The organism is Marivita sp. GX14005, assembly GCF_023370775.1.
In the GTDB taxonomy this organism is placed as follows: Bacteria; Pseudomonadota; Alphaproteobacteria; order Rhodobacterales; family Rhodobacteraceae; genus Marivita.
Window position 1 is genome coordinate 616,595 of record NZ_JAMCCQ010000001.1, and the last position, 16,400, is coordinate 632,994.

General features: G+C 63.5%; 16 protein-coding genes. 6 read left to right on the forward strand and 10 right to left on the reverse strand.

Translation table 11 applies throughout. The features are described from left to right. The first annotated feature begins 63 nt into the window (after nt 1-63). Nucleotides 64-3,519 carry a chromosome segregation protein SMC gene (gene smc, locus M3465_RS03200; protein ID WP_249500250.1) on the forward strand — a complete coding sequence of 1,152 codons (3,456 nt, stop codon included), beginning with the start codon at nt 64-66 and terminating at the stop codon, nt 3,517-3,519. Nucleotides 3,520-3,524: 5 nt separating this feature from the next. Here smc and M3465_RS03205 read toward each other — a convergent pair whose 3' ends face one another. Continuing rightward, on the reverse strand, nt 3,525-4,805 hold the full coding sequence (locus tag M3465_RS03205) for an MFS transporter (RefSeq protein WP_249500251.1): 1,281 nt from the start codon (nt 4,803-4,805) through the stop codon (nt 3,525-3,527). 145 nt (nt 4,806-4,950) lie between these two features. Here M3465_RS03205 and M3465_RS03210 point away from each other — a divergent pair, with 145 nt between their 5' ends. Beyond that, on the forward strand, nt 4,951-5,427 hold the full coding sequence (locus M3465_RS03210) for a hemerythrin domain-containing protein (RefSeq protein WP_249500252.1): 477 nt from the start codon (nt 4,951-4,953) through the stop codon (nt 5,425-5,427). A 52-nt stretch (nt 5,428-5,479) separates the two neighbouring features. Here M3465_RS03210 and M3465_RS03215 read toward each other — a convergent pair whose 3' ends face one another. Beyond that, nucleotides 5,480-5,932: a PRC-barrel domain-containing protein gene (locus M3465_RS03215; protein WP_249500253.1), complete on the reverse strand. Its 453-nt coding sequence runs from the start codon at nt 5,930-5,932 to the stop codon at nt 5,480-5,482. A gap of 211 nt (nt 5,933-6,143) precedes the next feature. Between M3465_RS03215 and M3465_RS03220 the strand changes: the two genes are divergently transcribed. Then, entirely contained in the window at nt 6,144-6,506 is a 363-nt protein-coding gene (locus tag M3465_RS03220; protein ID WP_249500254.1) for a response regulator, read from the forward strand. On the opposite strand, the gene M3465_RS03225 is transcribed toward M3465_RS03220, so the two are convergent. Next, nucleotides 6,503-7,477 (reverse strand): glutathione S-transferase family protein, encoded by a 975-nt coding sequence (locus M3465_RS03225; RefSeq protein ID WP_249500255.1) that lies wholly within the window; start codon nt 7,475-7,477, stop codon nt 6,503-6,505. The two genes, M3465_RS03220 and M3465_RS03225, sit on opposite strands and share 4 nt — an antisense overlap. 113 nt (nt 7,478-7,590) lie before the next feature. Next, nucleotides 7,591-7,773: a hypothetical protein gene (locus M3465_RS03230; protein WP_249500256.1), complete on the reverse strand. Its 183-nt coding sequence runs from the start codon at nt 7,771-7,773 to the stop codon at nt 7,591-7,593. Nucleotides 7,774-8,083: 310 nt separating this feature from the next. Here M3465_RS03230 and M3465_RS03235 point away from each other — a divergent pair, with 310 nt between their 5' ends. Beyond that, nucleotides 8,084-9,730 (forward strand): mechanosensitive ion channel family protein, encoded by a 1,647-nt coding sequence (locus tag M3465_RS03235; RefSeq protein ID WP_249500257.1) that lies wholly within the window; start codon nt 8,084-8,086, stop codon nt 9,728-9,730. Between the two features lie 6 nt (nt 9,731-9,736). On the opposite strand, the gene M3465_RS03240 is transcribed toward M3465_RS03235, so the two are convergent. The 4 genes from M3465_RS03240 to def (M3465_RS03255) are packed head-to-tail and all read right to left on the reverse strand — an operon-like array spanning nt 9,737 to nt 11,927. Beyond that, the gene (locus tag M3465_RS03240) at nt 9,737-9,997 is read right to left on the reverse strand and encodes a hypothetical protein (protein WP_249500258.1); all 261 of its coding nucleotides are present in this window, start codon (nt 9,995-9,997) and stop codon (nt 9,737-9,739) included. Between the two features lie 3 nt (nt 9,998-10,000). Then, nucleotides 10,001-10,912, reverse strand: a complete 912-nt coding sequence (fmt, locus tag M3465_RS03245) for a methionyl-tRNA formyltransferase (protein ID WP_249500259.1) — start codon at nt 10,910-10,912, stop codon at nt 10,001-10,003. Continuing rightward, a complete protein-coding gene (gene def / locus M3465_RS03250) occupies nt 10,909-11,412 on the reverse strand; it encodes a peptide deformylase (RefSeq protein ID WP_249500260.1) in 504 nt (167 codons plus the stop codon). Before def (M3465_RS03250) ends, fmt begins: the two co-directional genes overlap by 4 nt. Then, the gene (def, locus tag M3465_RS03255) at nt 11,409-11,927 is read right to left on the reverse strand and encodes a peptide deformylase (protein WP_249500261.1); all 519 of its coding nucleotides are present in this window, start codon (nt 11,925-11,927) and stop codon (nt 11,409-11,411) included. Before def (M3465_RS03255) ends, def (M3465_RS03250) begins: the two co-directional genes overlap by 4 nt. Before the next feature lie 104 nt (nt 11,928-12,031). Here def (M3465_RS03255) and M3465_RS03260 point away from each other — a divergent pair, with 104 nt between their 5' ends. Next, complete coding sequence (locus tag M3465_RS03260; protein WP_249500262.1) at nt 12,032-13,210, forward strand: MalY/PatB family protein; 1,179 nt, start codon at nt 12,032-12,034, stop codon at nt 13,208-13,210. 87 nt (nt 13,211-13,297) lie between these two features. On the opposite strand, the gene rnhA is transcribed toward M3465_RS03260, so the two are convergent. Both rnhA and M3465_RS03270 read right to left on the reverse strand, forming a co-directional pair. Further along, complete coding sequence (gene rnhA / locus M3465_RS03265) at nt 13,298-13,759, reverse strand: ribonuclease HI (RefSeq protein ID WP_249500263.1); 462 nt, start codon at nt 13,757-13,759, stop codon at nt 13,298-13,300. Between the two features lie 65 nt (nt 13,760-13,824). Beyond that, the gene (locus tag M3465_RS03270; RefSeq protein ID WP_249500264.1) at nt 13,825-14,277 is read right to left on the reverse strand and encodes a DUF3429 domain-containing protein; all 453 of its coding nucleotides are present in this window, start codon (nt 14,275-14,277) and stop codon (nt 13,825-13,827) included. A 146-nt stretch (nt 14,278-14,423) separates the two neighbouring features. Here M3465_RS03270 and M3465_RS03275 point away from each other — a divergent pair, with 146 nt between their 5' ends. Beyond that, nucleotides 14,424-16,400 (forward strand): DEAD/DEAH box helicase, encoded by a 1,977-nt coding sequence (locus M3465_RS03275; protein WP_249500265.1) that lies wholly within the window; start codon nt 14,424-14,426, stop codon nt 16,398-16,400.

Sequence of the window (16,400 nt, forward strand, 5' to 3'; positions counted from 1 at the left end):
ACTCGCGATGCCTATCCGCGACACTGTGTCAACAACGACAAGAATCACGAGCAGGCATTTCAGGTGCGCTTTTCCAAACTGCGACTCACAGGCTTCAAGAGCTTCGTGGACCCGACGGATCTCATCATCGCGGACGGTCTGACGGGTGTGGTGGGGCCGAACGGCTGCGGCAAGTCGAACCTGCTCGAAGCGCTGCGCTGGGTCATGGGCGAAAATCGCCCGACGGCAATGCGCGGCGGCGGAATGGAAGACGTGATCTTCGCCGGCGCTGCAACGCGTCCGGCCCGCAATTTCGCCGAGGTGTCGATCCAGATCGACAATTCGGACCGTCTGGCTCCCTCGGGTTTCAATGACAGCGATCAACTCGATATCGTTCGCCGGATCACCCGCGATGTCGGCAGCGCCTACAAGGCAAATGGCAAGGACACGCGCGCGCGCGACATCCAGATGCTGTTCGCCGATGCCTCGACCGGCGCACATTCCCCCGCGCTGGTGCGGCAGGGGCAGATCAGTGAGCTGATCAACGCCAAGCCGAAAAACCGTCGCCGGATCCTCGAAGAAGCGGCTGGCATTTCGGGCCTTTATCAGCGTCGCCACGAAGCGGAACTCAAACTGAAAAGCACCGAAGCCAACCTGCTGCGTGTCGATGATGTGGTCGAACAGCTTGCCGCGCAGCTTGGTCAACTAGCGCGCCAGGCGCGTCAGGCGGCGCGCTACCGGGCGATCGGGGAGGATCTGCGGCGGGCCGAGGGTCTGTTGCTCTATCGCCGCTGGAGCGACGCCGACGCCATTCGTGCCGAAGCCGAAGCGTCGCTGCGCGACCGGAGCGCGGACGCGACCAAGGCGGAAGCCGCGGCGCGCGAGGCCACGCTAACGCGCGAGGCGGCGGATGCGGCGCTCCCTGCGCTCCGCGAGGAAGCCGCCATCGCTGCGGCAATCCTCCAGCGTCTCACCCTGAAACGCGACACGCTCGACGAAGAGCAACGCCGCGCCACGGGCACCATCGACACGCTGCGCCGGCGTATCGAACAGATGTCGCAAGACCTCGACCGCGAAGGCGGCCTCAACCGCGATGCGGGCGAGACGATCGAACAACTGGAATGGGAAGCGCGCGAGCTGGAGAAGGCGGCGGCGGGTCACGACGAGAAACTCGCCGACGCCGCCCGCGCCGCGCAGGACGCCGGCGATGTGCTCCGCGCCCGCGAGGCGGATCTCGGCGTCAAGACCGAGGATGTCGCCCGGCTCTCCGCGCGGCACCAATCGGCGCATCGGCTGCTCGCCGACAGCCGCAAGACGCTGGAGCGCCACGAGGCCGACGCGGCCCGTGCGCGGGACGCGATGGCGTCCGCCAAGACCGCGCTGACAGCGGCGAAGGAGAGAGCGGCAGAAGCCGTAGAAGCCCAAGCGGCCGCCCGGATCGAAGCGGAAGAGGCCGAACTGGCGCTCACACAAGCCGAGGCCGCACGCGCGGAGCATCAATCCCGCGAAGCCGAGGCGCGCGCCGAGCGCTCCCGCGCCGAAGGCGAATTGAGCGCGCTTTCCGCCGAAACTACCGCTCTGGCCCGCCTGCTCGATCGTGACACTGCGGAGGGCGGGCAGATCCTCGACCGGTTGCAGGTTGAACAAGGGTTCGAAAAGGCGCTTGGCGCGGCGCTGGCAGACGATCTGCGCGCCCCGGAGGTGGAACGCGATGGGCCGACCGGCTGGACCGTCCTGCCCGCCTATGACAGCGCAGAGCCCCTTCCGGAGGGCGTGACATCGCTGAGCCGACACGTGTCGGTTCCCGACGTGCTGGCCCGCCGCATGACACAGATCGGTCTGGTCGATAGCGAAGACGCACCGCGCCTGCAAAGCCTTTTGCAGCCCGGCCAAAGGCTCGTCAGCATCGACGGCGACCTGTGGCGCTGGGACGGCTATCGCGCTTGGGCAGAGGATGCGCCTTCGGCTGCCGCGCTGCGCCTGGAACAGATCAACCGGCTCGAAGAGCTCAAGCAGGAAACCGCCCGCGCATCGGCCTCCGCCGATGGTGCGCGGGACGCGCATGACAGCTTGACGCGCGAGCTTTCCGAACTGGCGGAGGCCGAACAGGCCGCCCGCAAGGCGCGGCGCGCTGCCGATATGGCGCTGACCGACGCGGCCCGCGCGCTGAGCCGCGCCGAAGCGGATCGCGACATGGCCGAAGGCAAGCTGGAAAGCCTCGCGCTGAGCCTGTCGCGGCATGAGGACGAAGCGACGTCTGCCCGCGCGCAACTGATCGAAGCGGATCGCGCGGTTGTGGATCTGGAGGATCTGGACACCGCACGCGGCGAGATCGAAGACCTGAAGATGACCGTCGAAGCCGCGCGCATGACGATGATGGCGCGCCGCTCCGAACATGACGAGTTGCGGCGCGAAGGAGATGCGCGCGAGGCCCGCGCACACCAGGTCGCAAAGGATCTCAGCGGATGGCGGCACCGCCTCGAAACGGCTGAAAAGCGCAGCGCCGAACTCGCCGGGCGCCGCGAGGCCGCGGAGACCGAACTGGCCGCCGCCGCAGACCTCCCCGCGCAGCTGGCCGCGCAGCGAGAAACCCTCGGACGAGAGATTGCGGACGCACAGACGCGAAAAGCGGCATCCGATACAGCGCTGAACGCGGGCGAAAATGCGCTTCGGAGCGCCGATCACGCCGAACGGGACGCCGAACGCCGCGCCTCGGAGGCACGCGAGGCCCGCGCCGGGTCCGAAGCGCGGGCGGAAGCGGCGCGCGATGCAGTTCAGCGCGCGGCGGAGAGAATCGCTGAAACCTGCGAAACCGATCCGGCCACTTTGCTCCAGAAGCTCGGCGCGCAGCGTGACACCCTGCCCTCCGCGGACGCCATCGATGCAGATGTTGCCCGGCTGCGGCACCAACGCGACGCGCTCGGCGCGGTGAACCTGCGTGCGGAGGACGACGCGCGCGAGGTGCAGGAGGAACACGACACGCTGCTCGCCGAGAAGCAGGACCTCGAAGAAGCGGTCAAAACGCTGCGGTCCGGCATCGCGGGACTCAACCGCGAAGGCCGCGAACGGTTGTTGACCGCGTTCGAGCAGGTGAACAGCAATTTCTCGATGCTCTTTACCCATCTTTTCGGCGGCGGCGAAGCCAATCTGGTGATGGTCGAAAGCGACGATCCGCTGGAAGCGGGCTTGGAGATCATGTGTCAACCGCCTGGCAAGAAACTGTCCACGCTCTCTCTGCTATCGGGCGGCGAACAGACGCTGACGGCGCTGGCGCTGATCTTCGCGGTGTTCCTCGCCAATCCGGCGCCGATCTGCGTGCTCGACGAGGTCGATGCGCCGCTCGACGATGCGAACGTCACCCGATTCTGCGACCTGCTCGATGAAATGTGCCGAAGGACCGATACACGCTTTCTCATCATCACCCACCACGCGGTGACGATGTCGCGCATGGACCGGCTGTTCGGTGTGACGATGCAGGAACAGGGCGTCAGTCAATTGGTTTCGGTCGATCTCAAGAACGCCGAACGAATGGTGGCCTGACGGGCTCAGCTTTCGACCTCGTCGAGCCCGTAAGCCACGAAAACCGCCGCGCCAGACATTGCGGCAAATATCGCGAGCGTCACGCTCGCGCCCGCCAGCGAGGCCACCGCGCCAAACAGACCGGAGCCGAGCAGAGCAACGCCGATCACCGTGTTGGACACGGCAGTATAGGCGGCGCGTTGCTCCTTCGGTGCCATGTCTACGAGATAGGTAGATCGCGCCTGCCGCACGCCGTGATAGGCGATCATCAAGACGAAAAGCACGGATGGCAGCGCCCAAAGCGTGCCAAGCATACCCGCGAGGTTCAGAAACACCACGCCCGCCAAAGACAGCGCCCCGACTGCCCCGGACAACATCAGCACCTTGCGACTCGACCGATCCGCCAGACGCCCCCAAACCCAGGAGCTGACCATCGAGGCGATGGAGGACGCCAAAACCAGCGCACCGAGCCGGTCGAACGTGGCTTGATCCGCCTGGGAGCCCAGAAGCACCATGTAAGGCGGCGCCAGCGCCGTCGCGGTCAGCAATCCGCGCGTGTAGATAAAGCGACGCAACTGCGCATCCTCCTTCAGCAGCGACATCTGCCCGAGGCTTGCGGTATCCGCCTCGCCGGGCGATTTTTCTTCCCAGAGCCGCGAAAAGAGCGCCCCCGCCCCAAGCCAGAGCACCGAGGCAAGAGCGATGGCGATGAGCACCAGCGTTTCGCGCGTTTGCGGGCCGAACATCAGGATCAGCGCAAAAACGACAACCGCCGCCGCCCCGAGCGAACTTGCGATCCCGGTCGCCGTGCCTCGGCGCGATTTTCCGACGGTCTTGCCCAGAACATCCTTGTAGCTCACCGAACAGATGGAACGCGACACCGCGAGACCCGCGAGGAGCAGGCAGATCACGACACCCGCCGCTGCGCCTTGAAGCGTCAGCGCGGCCAGCACGATACCGGCAGCCGAAACGCCCTGACCGGCGCTGCCGGCGGCCCAGGCCCATTTGCGCTGCGCCATTGCCTGCACACGCGGTGCGGTGAAGAGCTGCGGCAGCAGCGCCCCGGCTTCGCGGATCGGCACCAAAAGCCCGACGAAGAAACCGGACGCCCCCAGATGCGTAAGCAACCACGACAGCACCAGCTTCGGATCGATCAGCCCGTCCGCGATCTTGCTCATCGAAAGCGTGACCGCGTGGCGCAGGAAATTCGCAGGCTCGTGCTGTTGTTGCGTCTCCGACAAGCCGCCGGCGGTTTCGGTGTCCTGGGTCAGTGCCTCGAATACCGTTTCCTCGAAACTCTCTGACATCTGCGCTTTCCTGACATTCCGGTGCGCAGAATGTCGGGCGATCGGTGTGGGCACAACCGCTTTGCGCAGCAGCCGGGGAACCAACGCGGCACGGTCCCGTTCTCCAAGTGATCCAGAGCCACAGTGACAGCCAACGGAGACTGACATGCCGACGATCTATGACGCCATCAAGAAGGACCATGACGAGCACCGCGAGCTTCTGTCTACCATTGCCGACAGTTCCAGGGAGAAGTCGGAACGCAAAAAGGCATGGGAGCAATTTTATCGCGACGTGAAGACCCACGCCGCAGCCGAGGAAGAAACCTTTTACTCCAAGCTCATCTCAAAGACATGGGGGCAGGATGCAGCGCGCCATTCCGTGCACGAGCACCAGCAACTCGACGACATGCTTGAAGAGTTGAACGGAAAGGAAATCGATTCAAATGGATGGTCCGACACGTTCGACAAGCTGAAGCACGATTACGAACATCATATCGACGAAGAAGAGGACGAAGTGTTTGGCCGCGCTCGCGAAGTCATCGACGAGTCCGAAATCGAAGGCTACGGCAACCGGTTCCTCAAGCGCAAATCCGAAGAGGCCAAGTTGATCGACGAAAAGCGCAAGGACAGTTTGGAAGACTAGGAAAAACGGGGGCCCGCGCGGCCCCCGTTTCCGTCACCCATGCGTTGCCTGTTCAATCGACATAGGTATCCAGCGATTCAAGCTCTTCTTCCGTCGCGCCGACATAGACGCGGACCGAATCGTCCTCGTCAGCGCGGTTGATCGATAGGCTGTCCATACTGACCAGCACCGGTTTCTCGCCAATTCCGAGAAACCCACCGACTTCGATGACTGCACCCTGCAAGGTGCCATCGGCGGCGATGATCAGGGATTCGATCTCGCCCACGCTGCGATCCTCGGCGTCATATACGGTCGCATCCTGAAGATCCTCCGCTGTGATCTGGTCGGGCAGAACCTCCTGATATCCCTCGCGAAGCACGCTTGGCCGAACGCCTCGATACATGCGGGGGTTATCCATTTCCGTGACAGCCAGATCACCTTGCGCTGCGGTTGTATCTTCCGTCTGCGCAATCGCGCCGGCGGTGAGAAGCGCCACTATCGCCGTGCCGACCAACATCTGTTTCATCGAACCACTCCTTGCATCGAACATCATGTCCAGAACGGCTGGAGCATAGGGCCGGTTCCGATACTGCGCGGGACTGGCGAGCGAGATGAGCCATGTTCCGCTCATTTTCACGATTTGAGAACGAACCTTACCTATTCGTTAACCTTTTGTTGTCATATTCGACGCAACGCTCGGTTCGCTCCGGGCTCAGGCAACAGGCAGTAACCCGTTCATGAATGTTCTTATTGTTCAGAATAATTCCACGCTCGGCCAGCTTTGGCAGCGCCATCTGGAACGCTACGGCCACAAGGCGGATATTTCCGCCGATCAGGAAGCGGCGGTCGAGCGGCTTTCGGAAACCTTCTACCCGATCATCATTCTCGACGTGGTGCTCGAAGGCGGAAGCGCCATCGCGGTGGCCGATTATGCCAGCTACCGTCACCCCGAAGCCAAGGTGATCTTCGTCACCAACACGAGCTTCTTTTCGGACGGTTCGATCTTCCAGCTTTGCTCGAACGCCTGCGCCTTCGTTCCCATGGCAACGCAGCCCGAAGACCTCGCCGCCATGGTGGAGCATTACGCCAAGCCCGTTTAAACGCGCCCGTGCGGAGCCTCGAAATCCAGGATCGGGTTGATCGGGATGATCCGGTGCGGGTTAATCATGTCGTGACTGTAATGATAGTGCCGCACGATGTGGTCGAGATTGACCGTCTCGGCCACTCCCGGCCATTGATACAATTCGCGCGTGTAGCCCCACAGATTGGGGTAATCGACGATCCGGCGCCGGTTGCATTTGAAATGAAGATGATAAACCGAATCGAACCGCACGAGCGTGGTGAATAGGCGCCAATCGGCCTCGGTGATCCGGTCGCCCATCAGGTAGCGCCGCTCCGAAAGACGCTCCTCCAGCCAATCGAGGCTTTCGAACAATGGCACGACCGCGGCATCATAAGCATCCTGGCTTGTCGCGAAACCGGCCTTGTATACCCCGTTATTGACCGTTTCGTATATCCGTTCGTTGACCGGCTCAATTTCGTCCCTCAGCTCTTCGGGCCAGTAGTCTTCGATGTTGCCGGTGATATCGTCAAACGCGCTGTTGAACATGCGGATGATCTCGGAGCTTTCGTTCGACACGATGGTCTCGCGGCTTTTGTCCCAAAGGACGGGCACCGTCACCCGCCCGCTGATCTTGGGGTCGGTCTTGAGGTAAATGTCGCGCAGATAGGGCAGATCATAAAGCCTGTCGCCCGTGGCACATTCGAAATCGGTATCGAAGGTCCAGCCCTCGCCCAGCATCTCGGGATGCACGACCGAAATGCCGATGTGATCGGTCAGCGCCTTGAGCCGGCGGAAAATCAGTGTCCGATGGGCCCATGGACAGGCCAGGCTGACATAGAGGTGATACCGTCCGCTTTCAGCTTCGAATCCGCCTTCGCCGCTTGGTCCGGGACGACCGTCGGACGTGATCCAGTTGCGGAACTTTGCGGTGCTGCGTTCGAACTTTCCGCCGTGACTGTCGGTGTCATACCATTGATCGCGCCATTCGCCGTCTACCAGAAGTCCCATGTCTGTCCTCCGTTCCATTCACTACGGAAAACAGATAGCGGCGGCGCGCGTTCCGTAAAACGCACACCGCCGCGCAGGGCATTGGTTATAAGCGCACAGCGCGTGTCAGATGGTCAGACCGGAACGTTGTCGAACATGTCTTCGACATCCCAAAGGATCGGCTTGCGCTTTCGCGCCGCCTTGGCCTCGCGCGCCAGATCGCGGATACGCTGAGCGGTCGGCGCATTTTCGGTGCGTTTGGTTTCCGCGGCGGGGTCGAGTTTCTTGAGGTGGTAATCAAGCGTCTTGTTATTCATGGCAGCCTCGTACAGGGACGACGTGAAACACTTGATGTCCGGGCAACCGAGAACGAGCCGCTTTGCAACAGCACATCGTATGACGTGAAAGCGCTACCCAGACTTGCGCGCCCATGCTCCTCCCTGATCCACAGGCGCAAACTGACCCTACGGCATCTTCGAGCTTTTGCCAATGATTCAGATCAACCTGCGGCAGAACGCGCCGAAACTCGCCATTTGGCGTAGCGCGGCATTCGCATATGCGCGTTTCGGAACCATTCGCGCGCGTTCGGGCTTGGTCTTGCGAGACAAACGAGGATTCAAACCTGCCATGTCGTTCACGTTCAAAGGGTTTTGCATCGTTCTGCTGTCCGTCTTTCTGTCGGTCCTGACGCCGGCTGATGCTCAGGAAGCGGTATATGAGATCGAACGGCTGAACGCCGGCCTTGGCAGCGCTCCCGAAGAACTCGATCGTAGCTCGCCCCATTCGTCTATGGAAGCTTTGCTCGATCTTGTCGAAGCGGACGATCTCGGCACCGCCGCGCATCTGCTGAACCTCGCCCCGATCCCGCCCGAAGCGCAGCCGACCCGTGGCCCGCAACTGGCAAGGAAGCTCCACACGATCCTCGACCGCAAGATCGTCATCGACTGGGGCAAACTGCTTGACAGGCCGGACGCGCTCGACGCGAGCCAGACGACAAAAAGCGCCGTCGCCGGACAGGCCCGCCAATCCATCCTGCTCGGTCTTCTGACGATCGATGACCGTCCCTATCCGATTCGGCTGGATCGTGTTCAGGCGGGCGATCAGCCGCCCGTCTGGGTGTTCTCGGAACGAACGGTCGCCGATATCGAAAAACTCTACCATCGGTTCGGTCCGACGGAGTTCGAACGCGCGCTGCCGGACTGGATGCGTCACGATGCGTTCTGGAACCTGATGTGGTGGGAAGTCATCGGCGTGCCGATCATGTTCGTGATCGCGGGTCTCGCCGGCTGGATCGTTCATTCCGCCTTCAGTCGCCTCGCGCGCCGAACGAAAAGGTACTACCTCACCCGGATCATCGAAGCGGCGCGGCTGCCGGCAGTGCTTTTCACCATTACGCTCCTGGTTTCTCTCATCAGCAACGTCTTCGTCTTCTCCGGCCCAATCGCGGCGCTCGTCTTTCCCGCCATCGCGCTTGGCTATGTCATGTCCGCACTCATTTTCCTGGTGAATGCGGCCGACCGCGTGATCGACCAGATCGTCGAATGGGACGATCAAAGCCTCGCCGAAATGGGAAAGGACAGCCGCCGCGCCACGGCGACACGGGTTTCGCTCGCGCGGCGCATGATGATCGTGGTGATCTTCCTCGTCGGCATCGGCGTCGTTCTGGCCGAAGCCAACGTCTTCCGCACCTTCGGCTTTTCGCTTCTCGCCTCTGCCGGCGCGCTGACCCTGATCCTCGGCTTCGCGGCGCGCGAAGTGCTGTCGAATATCATGTCATCGATGCAGATCGCCCTGAACCAATCGGCACGGATCGGCGACAAGGTCATCTACAAAGGTCAGATGTGCAACGTGGAGCGGATCAACTTCACCTTCGTCCTGCTGCGCGTCTGGACCGGCGTTCGGCTCGTCGTTCCCGTGACTGAATTCGTCTCGGAGACCTTCGAGAACTGGACCATGCGCGAGCCGCAGATGATCCGCGAGATCGCGATCCGGGTCGCACATTGCGCCGATGTCGACAAGCTCCGCCAACTGTTCGATGAGGTGGTGGAGGAACTGGACGACGAGGAACTCTACGAGGACGGATTTTTCGAAACGGTTGTCACATCGCAGGATGTGTTCGGACAAGTCGTCACCTTCTGCCTGAACTGTTCCAACCCGAACACGTCGTGGATGACCTCCTGCAAGGCCCGCGAAATGTTGATCGCCAAAATGCAAAAGCTCGAAGAACAGGGTGAACGGGTTTTCCCCGAAGTGGAACCGGCAGAGGGCGCCTGACCCGCCCTATCTGCGCCGCCGATTGCGCACCGTGCTGCGCCAGTGCGTAGGCACGATGATAAGCGCGCCCAGCGATGAGGCAATCGCATTGAGCCCCGGAGAACTGAAGCCGATCCCGAACATCAGCCGGATGAAATAGGCCAGGAACGCGCCGCCGATGCAGATGATGATGCTCTGGACAACCCCGTTATTCGTAAAGCCCGTCCGCTCCGAAACATATCCGACGATACCGGCAATCACGACCGTTCCAATCAGCACCATGAACATGGCTCAATCTCCCAATTGCGTTCCGGCCGGAACGGCGTGGCCGAGCAGGAAACTCCGCGCGTCCTGCACGCCCTTGCCCGGGCGCTGCGCGCGCGTGATCCTGACGGCCCCGTCGCCGCAGGCGATCATGAACCGATCATCAACAGCCCGCCCCGCGCGGCCGCTTCCGTCAGCCACGGCGCTGCCAAGCAGCTTGATGCGTTCTCCGCCGATTATGGTCCATGCTCCGGGCGCGGGCGACAGTCCCCGAATATGCCGGTCCACCTCGACTGCGGGCCGCTGCCAGTCTATCTCGGCTTCTGCCTTGTCGATCTTCTCGGCATAGGTCACGCCTGCCTCGGGCTGGGGATGCGGCACCAATGTCTCCAGCCGTTCAAGCGCCTGCACGATCAGCGCCGCCCCCATATCGCTGAGCCGGTCATGCAGCGATCCTGTCGTATCCTCGGGCCCGATCGCCGTTTCCTCGCACAGCAAGACCGGCCCGGTGTCCAGCCCCGCCTCCATCTGCATGATGCAAATCCCGGTTGTCTCGTCGCCGGCCATGATCGCCCGATGGATCGGCGCCGCACCGCGCCAGCGCGGCAAGAGCGAGGCATGGATGTTCAGACACCCTTGCGACGGCGCATCGAGGATCGCCTGCGGCAGGATCAGACCGTAGGCGACGACGACGGCGACATCCGCGTTCAGCGCCGCGAACTCCTCCTGCGCCTCCGTCGAACGCAGCGAGGCCGGGTGCCGCACGCTCAAGCCCAGTTCCTCCGCCCGCCGATGCACCGGCGCCGGGCGCGCCTTCTTGCCCCGCCCCGCCGGACGCGGCGGCTGGCAGTAGACGGCGGCAACCTCGTGCCCCGCCCCGGCCAGTGCCTCCAGAACCGGAACCGAGAAATCCGGCGTGCCCATGAAAACGATCCTCACGACGCGCCCCTCCATTTCCGTGCGCGGCGGAGCAGCATGTCGCGGCGCGTCTTGCTCAGATGGTCGAAATACATCCTGCCGTTCAGATGATCGATCTGATGCTGCACCGAGGTCGCCCAGAGCCCGACAAAGTCCTCTTCCTGAACCGTACCGTCCGCCCCCATGAACCGTACCGTCACCGCGCGCGGCCTCTCGATCACGGCAGACACGCCCGGCAGGTTCGGGCTGGCTTCCTCATGCGCGCGCAACTGGATTGAGGCATGCAGAATTTCCGGATTGGCCATACGCACCGCCTTGCCGCGCTCCTGCGACGCATCAACGACCGCCAGCCGTTGCATGATGCCGATCTGGTTCGCCGCAAGCCCGACCCCCGGCATTGCCTCCATCGTGTCGATCATGTCGTCCCAGATAGCGCGCGTCTCATCGGTGATCTCTTCCACCGGCGCCGCCTTACTGCGCAGGCAGCGGTTCGGCCAGGGCAAACAGCGCCGAACGGTCACGCGCGCGCCATCTCGCGCTTGAGCTTGACCATCTTGCGCGTGATCATCTGCCGCTTGAGCGGTTTCAGATGATCGATGAAAAGCTTGCCGTTCAGATGGTCGATCTCATGCTGCACGCAGGTCGCCCAAAGCCCGCCGAACTCCTCCTCGCGCGGAGTGCCGTCCCGGTCGATCCAAGCGACCTTCACGGCCTCCGGCCGCGTGACCTCGGCGAACTGGTCGGGGATTGACAGGCACCCCTCCTCATAGACATTCACATCGTCCGAAGAGGCCAGAATCTCGGGATTGAACATCACCAGCGGCCGCGCCGCCTCGTTCTCGTCCTTCACGCAATCGAGCACGATCAGCCGCGACAGCACACCGACCTGCGGCGCTGCCAGCCCGATCCCCGGCGCGTCATACATCGTCTCCAGCATGTCATCCGCCAGCACGCGAAGCTCGTCCGTCAGATCCGGGACCGGATCGCAGGTTTTCTTCAAACGCGGGTCGGGATGGATGAGAATGGGGCGTTTCATGGCCTTGATCTAGGGAATCCGCCCGCCAAGGGCAATAGCGCGCCCTTGCACCTGCCGGCGGGTCGGGTAGCGTTCGCGCAAACACGTCAAAGCGGAGCCTCCAGATGCGCGATCTCTTCAACCAACCCACCGACAGGCGCGGCACCCATTCCTCGAAATGGGATCTGATGGAGACACTCTTCGACGTGCCGCCGGAGGACGGGTTGGCGATGTGGACTGCCGACAGCGATTATCCGACCGCGCCTTGCGTCCTGCGCGCGCTGCAGGAGGCGACGGATCACGGTGTTTTCGGATATTTCGCGGATCTGAGCCGATACGAGGCCGCCATAGAATGGTGGATGAAAACCCGCCACGGCTGGGAGATCGACCCAAGCTGGATCCTGACCACCCAGGGGCTCGGCAACGCCATCGCGCTCAGCATCGATCTCTGGACGCAGCCGGGCGACCGGATCGTGACGTTCAACCCGGTATACCATGAATTCGAACAGAAAATCCGCCGCGCCGGGCGCGAGCCCGTGCAATGCCCGCTGAAACGCGAGGGCGACCGCTACGAGCTTGATTTGGACGATGCGCAATCGCGGCTCGACGGGACGGAAAAGATGCTCATCTTCTGCTCGCCGCAAAATCCCTCGGGGCGCATCTGGACGCCAGACGAACTCCGCGCCGTCGCCGATTTCGCCGCGCGCAATGACCTTTTGTTGATCGCCGACGAGATCCACCACGATTTCATCTATCCGGGCCAGACATTCACCCCGTTCGACATCGCCGCCCCTCATGCGCGCGACCGGCTCATCGTGCTGACGGCCGCCTCAAAGACCTTCAATATCGCCGGACAGAAGACCGGCAACATGATTATCCCCGACGACGAATTGCGCGGGGAAATGGTGCAGCGCCTGCGCGCAATCGACTACGCACCCAACGCGCTCGGCATCAGAATGGTGACCGCCGCCTATTCTCCCGAAGGCGCCGAATGGGTGGATGCGCAGATCGCGCATCTCGACACGAACCGCAAAACTTTCGACGCAGCCGTCAACGCGATCCCCGGCGTGCGGTCGCTCCCGCTTGCCTCCACCTATCTCGCCTGGGTCGATTTCAGCGGCACCGGCATGAGTTTCGAGGAAATCAGCCGCCGCGTGCGCAAGAATGCCCATATCGCGCCCAGCCCCGGCCCAGAGTTCGGACCCGGCGGCGAGACGTTCCTGCGCTTCAACCTCGCCACGCAGACGGCGCGGGTCGCCGAAGCCGGCCGCCGATTGCAGGATGCGTTCAGGGATTTGCAGTAACCGGCTTCTTTGGGCTTCAAATACCTTGGGGGTGAGGCCGCAGGCCGAGGGGGCAACGCCCCCTTCCGCACCGATAACCGGAGCGCGCTACCGCCCGGACAGCTTGAACGGCTTCATGCCCTCGCGCGCCAGTTCGTCGGCGCGCTCGTTCTCGGGATGGCCGGCATGTCCCTTGACCCATTGCCAGGTCACGTCATGGCGCGCCTGCGCGTCATCGAGCCGCTGCCATAGCTCTACATTCTTGACCGGCTTCTTGTTCGACGTTTTCCAGCCATTGCGCTTCCAGCCATGGATCCACCCCGTCACGCCGTTCTTCACATAGGCGCTATCAGTCACGATGGTCACCGAAGAGGGGCGCGACAGCGTCTCCAGCGCGTGGATCGCGGCCAGAAGCTCCATCCGGTTGTTGGTTGTATTCGCCTCACCGCCCGACAGCGTGCGCTCCTTGATGACGCGTTCGCCCTCTTTGGCCTGCATCAGAACGCCCCAGCCGCCCGGACCGGGATTCCCCGAGCAGGCTCCGTCGGTATAGGCATAGAGATCGGGCATCGCATCTATCCGGCAAGGTTCGCCGCCGCTTACCCCGTCGCGGCGCCCGCGTCGAGAGACGCGGCCTAGTAAAACACCCCGACCGACAGGCAAAGCACCACGAGCGCCGTCAGAAGCACGCGCAGCTCCATCCACCATTTCGGCGCGAGCCCCCAGCGCCAGAAGGCGAAATCGAGGATCAGCAGACCCAGAAACCCGAAGATGAGGTTCGTGCCCGCCGAAACCGGCCCGCCCCCCGTCATGAAGAAGGCCCAGAGCGCCGGGATCACCGACAGGATATATCCGGTCGCCGCCTGCCCGCCCCGTGTCGTGGTGGCAAACCCCCACAGAACGCCCGACATGAAGGCGAGGATCACCATACCGTAGGACAGTTGCACATAAGGGCCGATGAAGCGCGGCCCGAGCGTGTCGAGCCCCCATTGCGCGGCCCCGTCCGATACCAGCGTGAACGCGCCCCATGCGAACGGAATGACACCGGCAAGCCCGAGGATCAGCGCGGAAGATGGAATTTTCGTCATGCGGGCGGCCCTTCGATTGCATGAGGCGCGACATAGCGCGGAGGCGCGGAGGCGCCAAGCGGGGACAGGCTATACATTCGCGCTTCGATGATATAAACGCGCGCTTTGGCCCGCTTATGGGCCGCTGACAAAGAAGACGCACTCCCGTGAAAAAAGCCCTGCAAGACGCTCTCGATGCGCGTGGATACGACACGCTGACCCCTGTTCAGGAGGCGGTTCTGAACCCCGGTTACACCGGCGCCGATCTGCTGGTTTCGGCGCAGACCGGATCGGGCAAGACACTCGGTTTCGGGCTGGCCATCGCACCGACCGTGCTGGGCAGCGAAGAGGCGTTCGGCCCGGCGGGCGCGCCTTTGGCCTTGGTCATCGCGCCGACGCGGGAACTCGCCCTGCAGGTCAAGCGCGAGCTTGCGTGGCTTTACGCGCAAGCCGGGGTCGTCATGGCCTCGACCGTGGGCGGCATGGACATGCGCGATGAACGGCGCGCGCTGGAGCGCGGAGCGCATATCGTCGTCGCCACGCCGGGGCGGCTGCGCGATCACATCATGCGCGGGTCGATCGATCTGGGCCAATGCCGCGCCGTCGTGCTGGACGAGGCGGACGAGATGCTCGATCTGGGGTTCCGAGAGGATCTGGAATTCATCCTCGGCGAAGCGCCCGAGGACCGGCAGACGCTGATGTTCTCGGCCACCGTGCCGAAGATGATCGCGGCGCTGGCAAAAAGCTACCAGCGAGACGCGATTCGGGTGGTCACGAAATCCGATGCCGGCCAGCACGCCGATATTTCCTACCGCGCGATGATGGTGAGCGACCGCGACACCGACAACGCGGTGATCAACACGCTGCGCTATTATGAGGCGCCCAATGCCATCGTGTTTGCCAACACCCGCGCGATGGTGAACCGGCTGACGACGCGGCTGTCGAATCGCGGCTTTCAGGTTGTGGCCCTGTCTGGCGAGTTGTCGCAGACCGAGCGCACCCACGCGCTTCAGGCGATGCGCGACGGGCGCGCGCAGGTTTGCGTGGCGACTGACGTGGCCGCGCGCGGCATCGATCTGCCCAATCTCGATCTTGTGGTGCATGCCGAACTGCCGTCGAACCACGAAACGCTGCTGCACCGCTCGGGCCGGACGGGCCGCGCTGGGCGCAAGGGGGTCTCGGCGCTTATCGTGACGCCCAAGGTGCGCAAGAAGGCCGAGCGTATCCTGGGCGCGGCGAAGCTGAAGGCCGATTGGGGCGAGGCCCCTTCCGCCGAGGAGGTGCTCGCGCGGGATGAAGAGCGCATGTTCAGCGATCCCGTCTGGGACACGCCCACCGCGGATTCCGAAAGCGCAGTCGTGGCGCGCCTCGTGGACGAAAAATCGCCCGAGCAGATCGCAGCCGCCTATCTGCGACTCTTCCGCGAGCAGCACACCGCGCCGGAGGAATTGTCGGACCCGCAGGCGAGGCCGGAAAAGCGCCCCGAGTTCGGCCCCAGCGTCTGGTTCGCCGTTTCGGGCGGGCGCGAGGCAGGGGCGGAGCCGCGCCGCGTCTTGCCGATGATCTGCGGTGCCGGCGATCTGGGCAAGGACGACGTGGGCGCGATCCGCATTCAACAGGACCGCTCGCTTGTGCAGATCAAGGAAGGCTCGGTCCAGCGGCTTCTGAACGCGGTGGGACCGGATATGGAGCTTGAGAAGGGCGTCACGCTGACCCGTCTCGACCAAGCGCCACAGTTCGACCGCGCTTCGCGGCCTGCGGGCAAGGCAGGACCAAAGCCCGAACGCAAACCGCATCGCGACGGGCCGAAACCGGCGCGCAAGCCTGCTCCTGCCACTGCCGAGCCGAAACCGCAGCCGTCCTCCGCACCGATCGACTGGAACGACGCGCCTGTGCCGCGCGTGAAAAAGCCCAAACCGGCGGACCGGAAACCGGCCGGAACGGCCAAAGCCAAATCTGGCGGCGACCGTTTCCCGCGCCGCGATACGCCTGCGGCCGGCGAGGCGAAACCCTACAGGCCGCGCAAGAAAGGGCCGCCCCCGCCCGCTGGCAAGCCGAACAGCAAGAAGAACAAGGCCCGCGCCAAAGCCGCCGATCCGTCGCAGCGCATGGGCAAGCCGCGCAAACCGGCGGGCAAGCGCTGA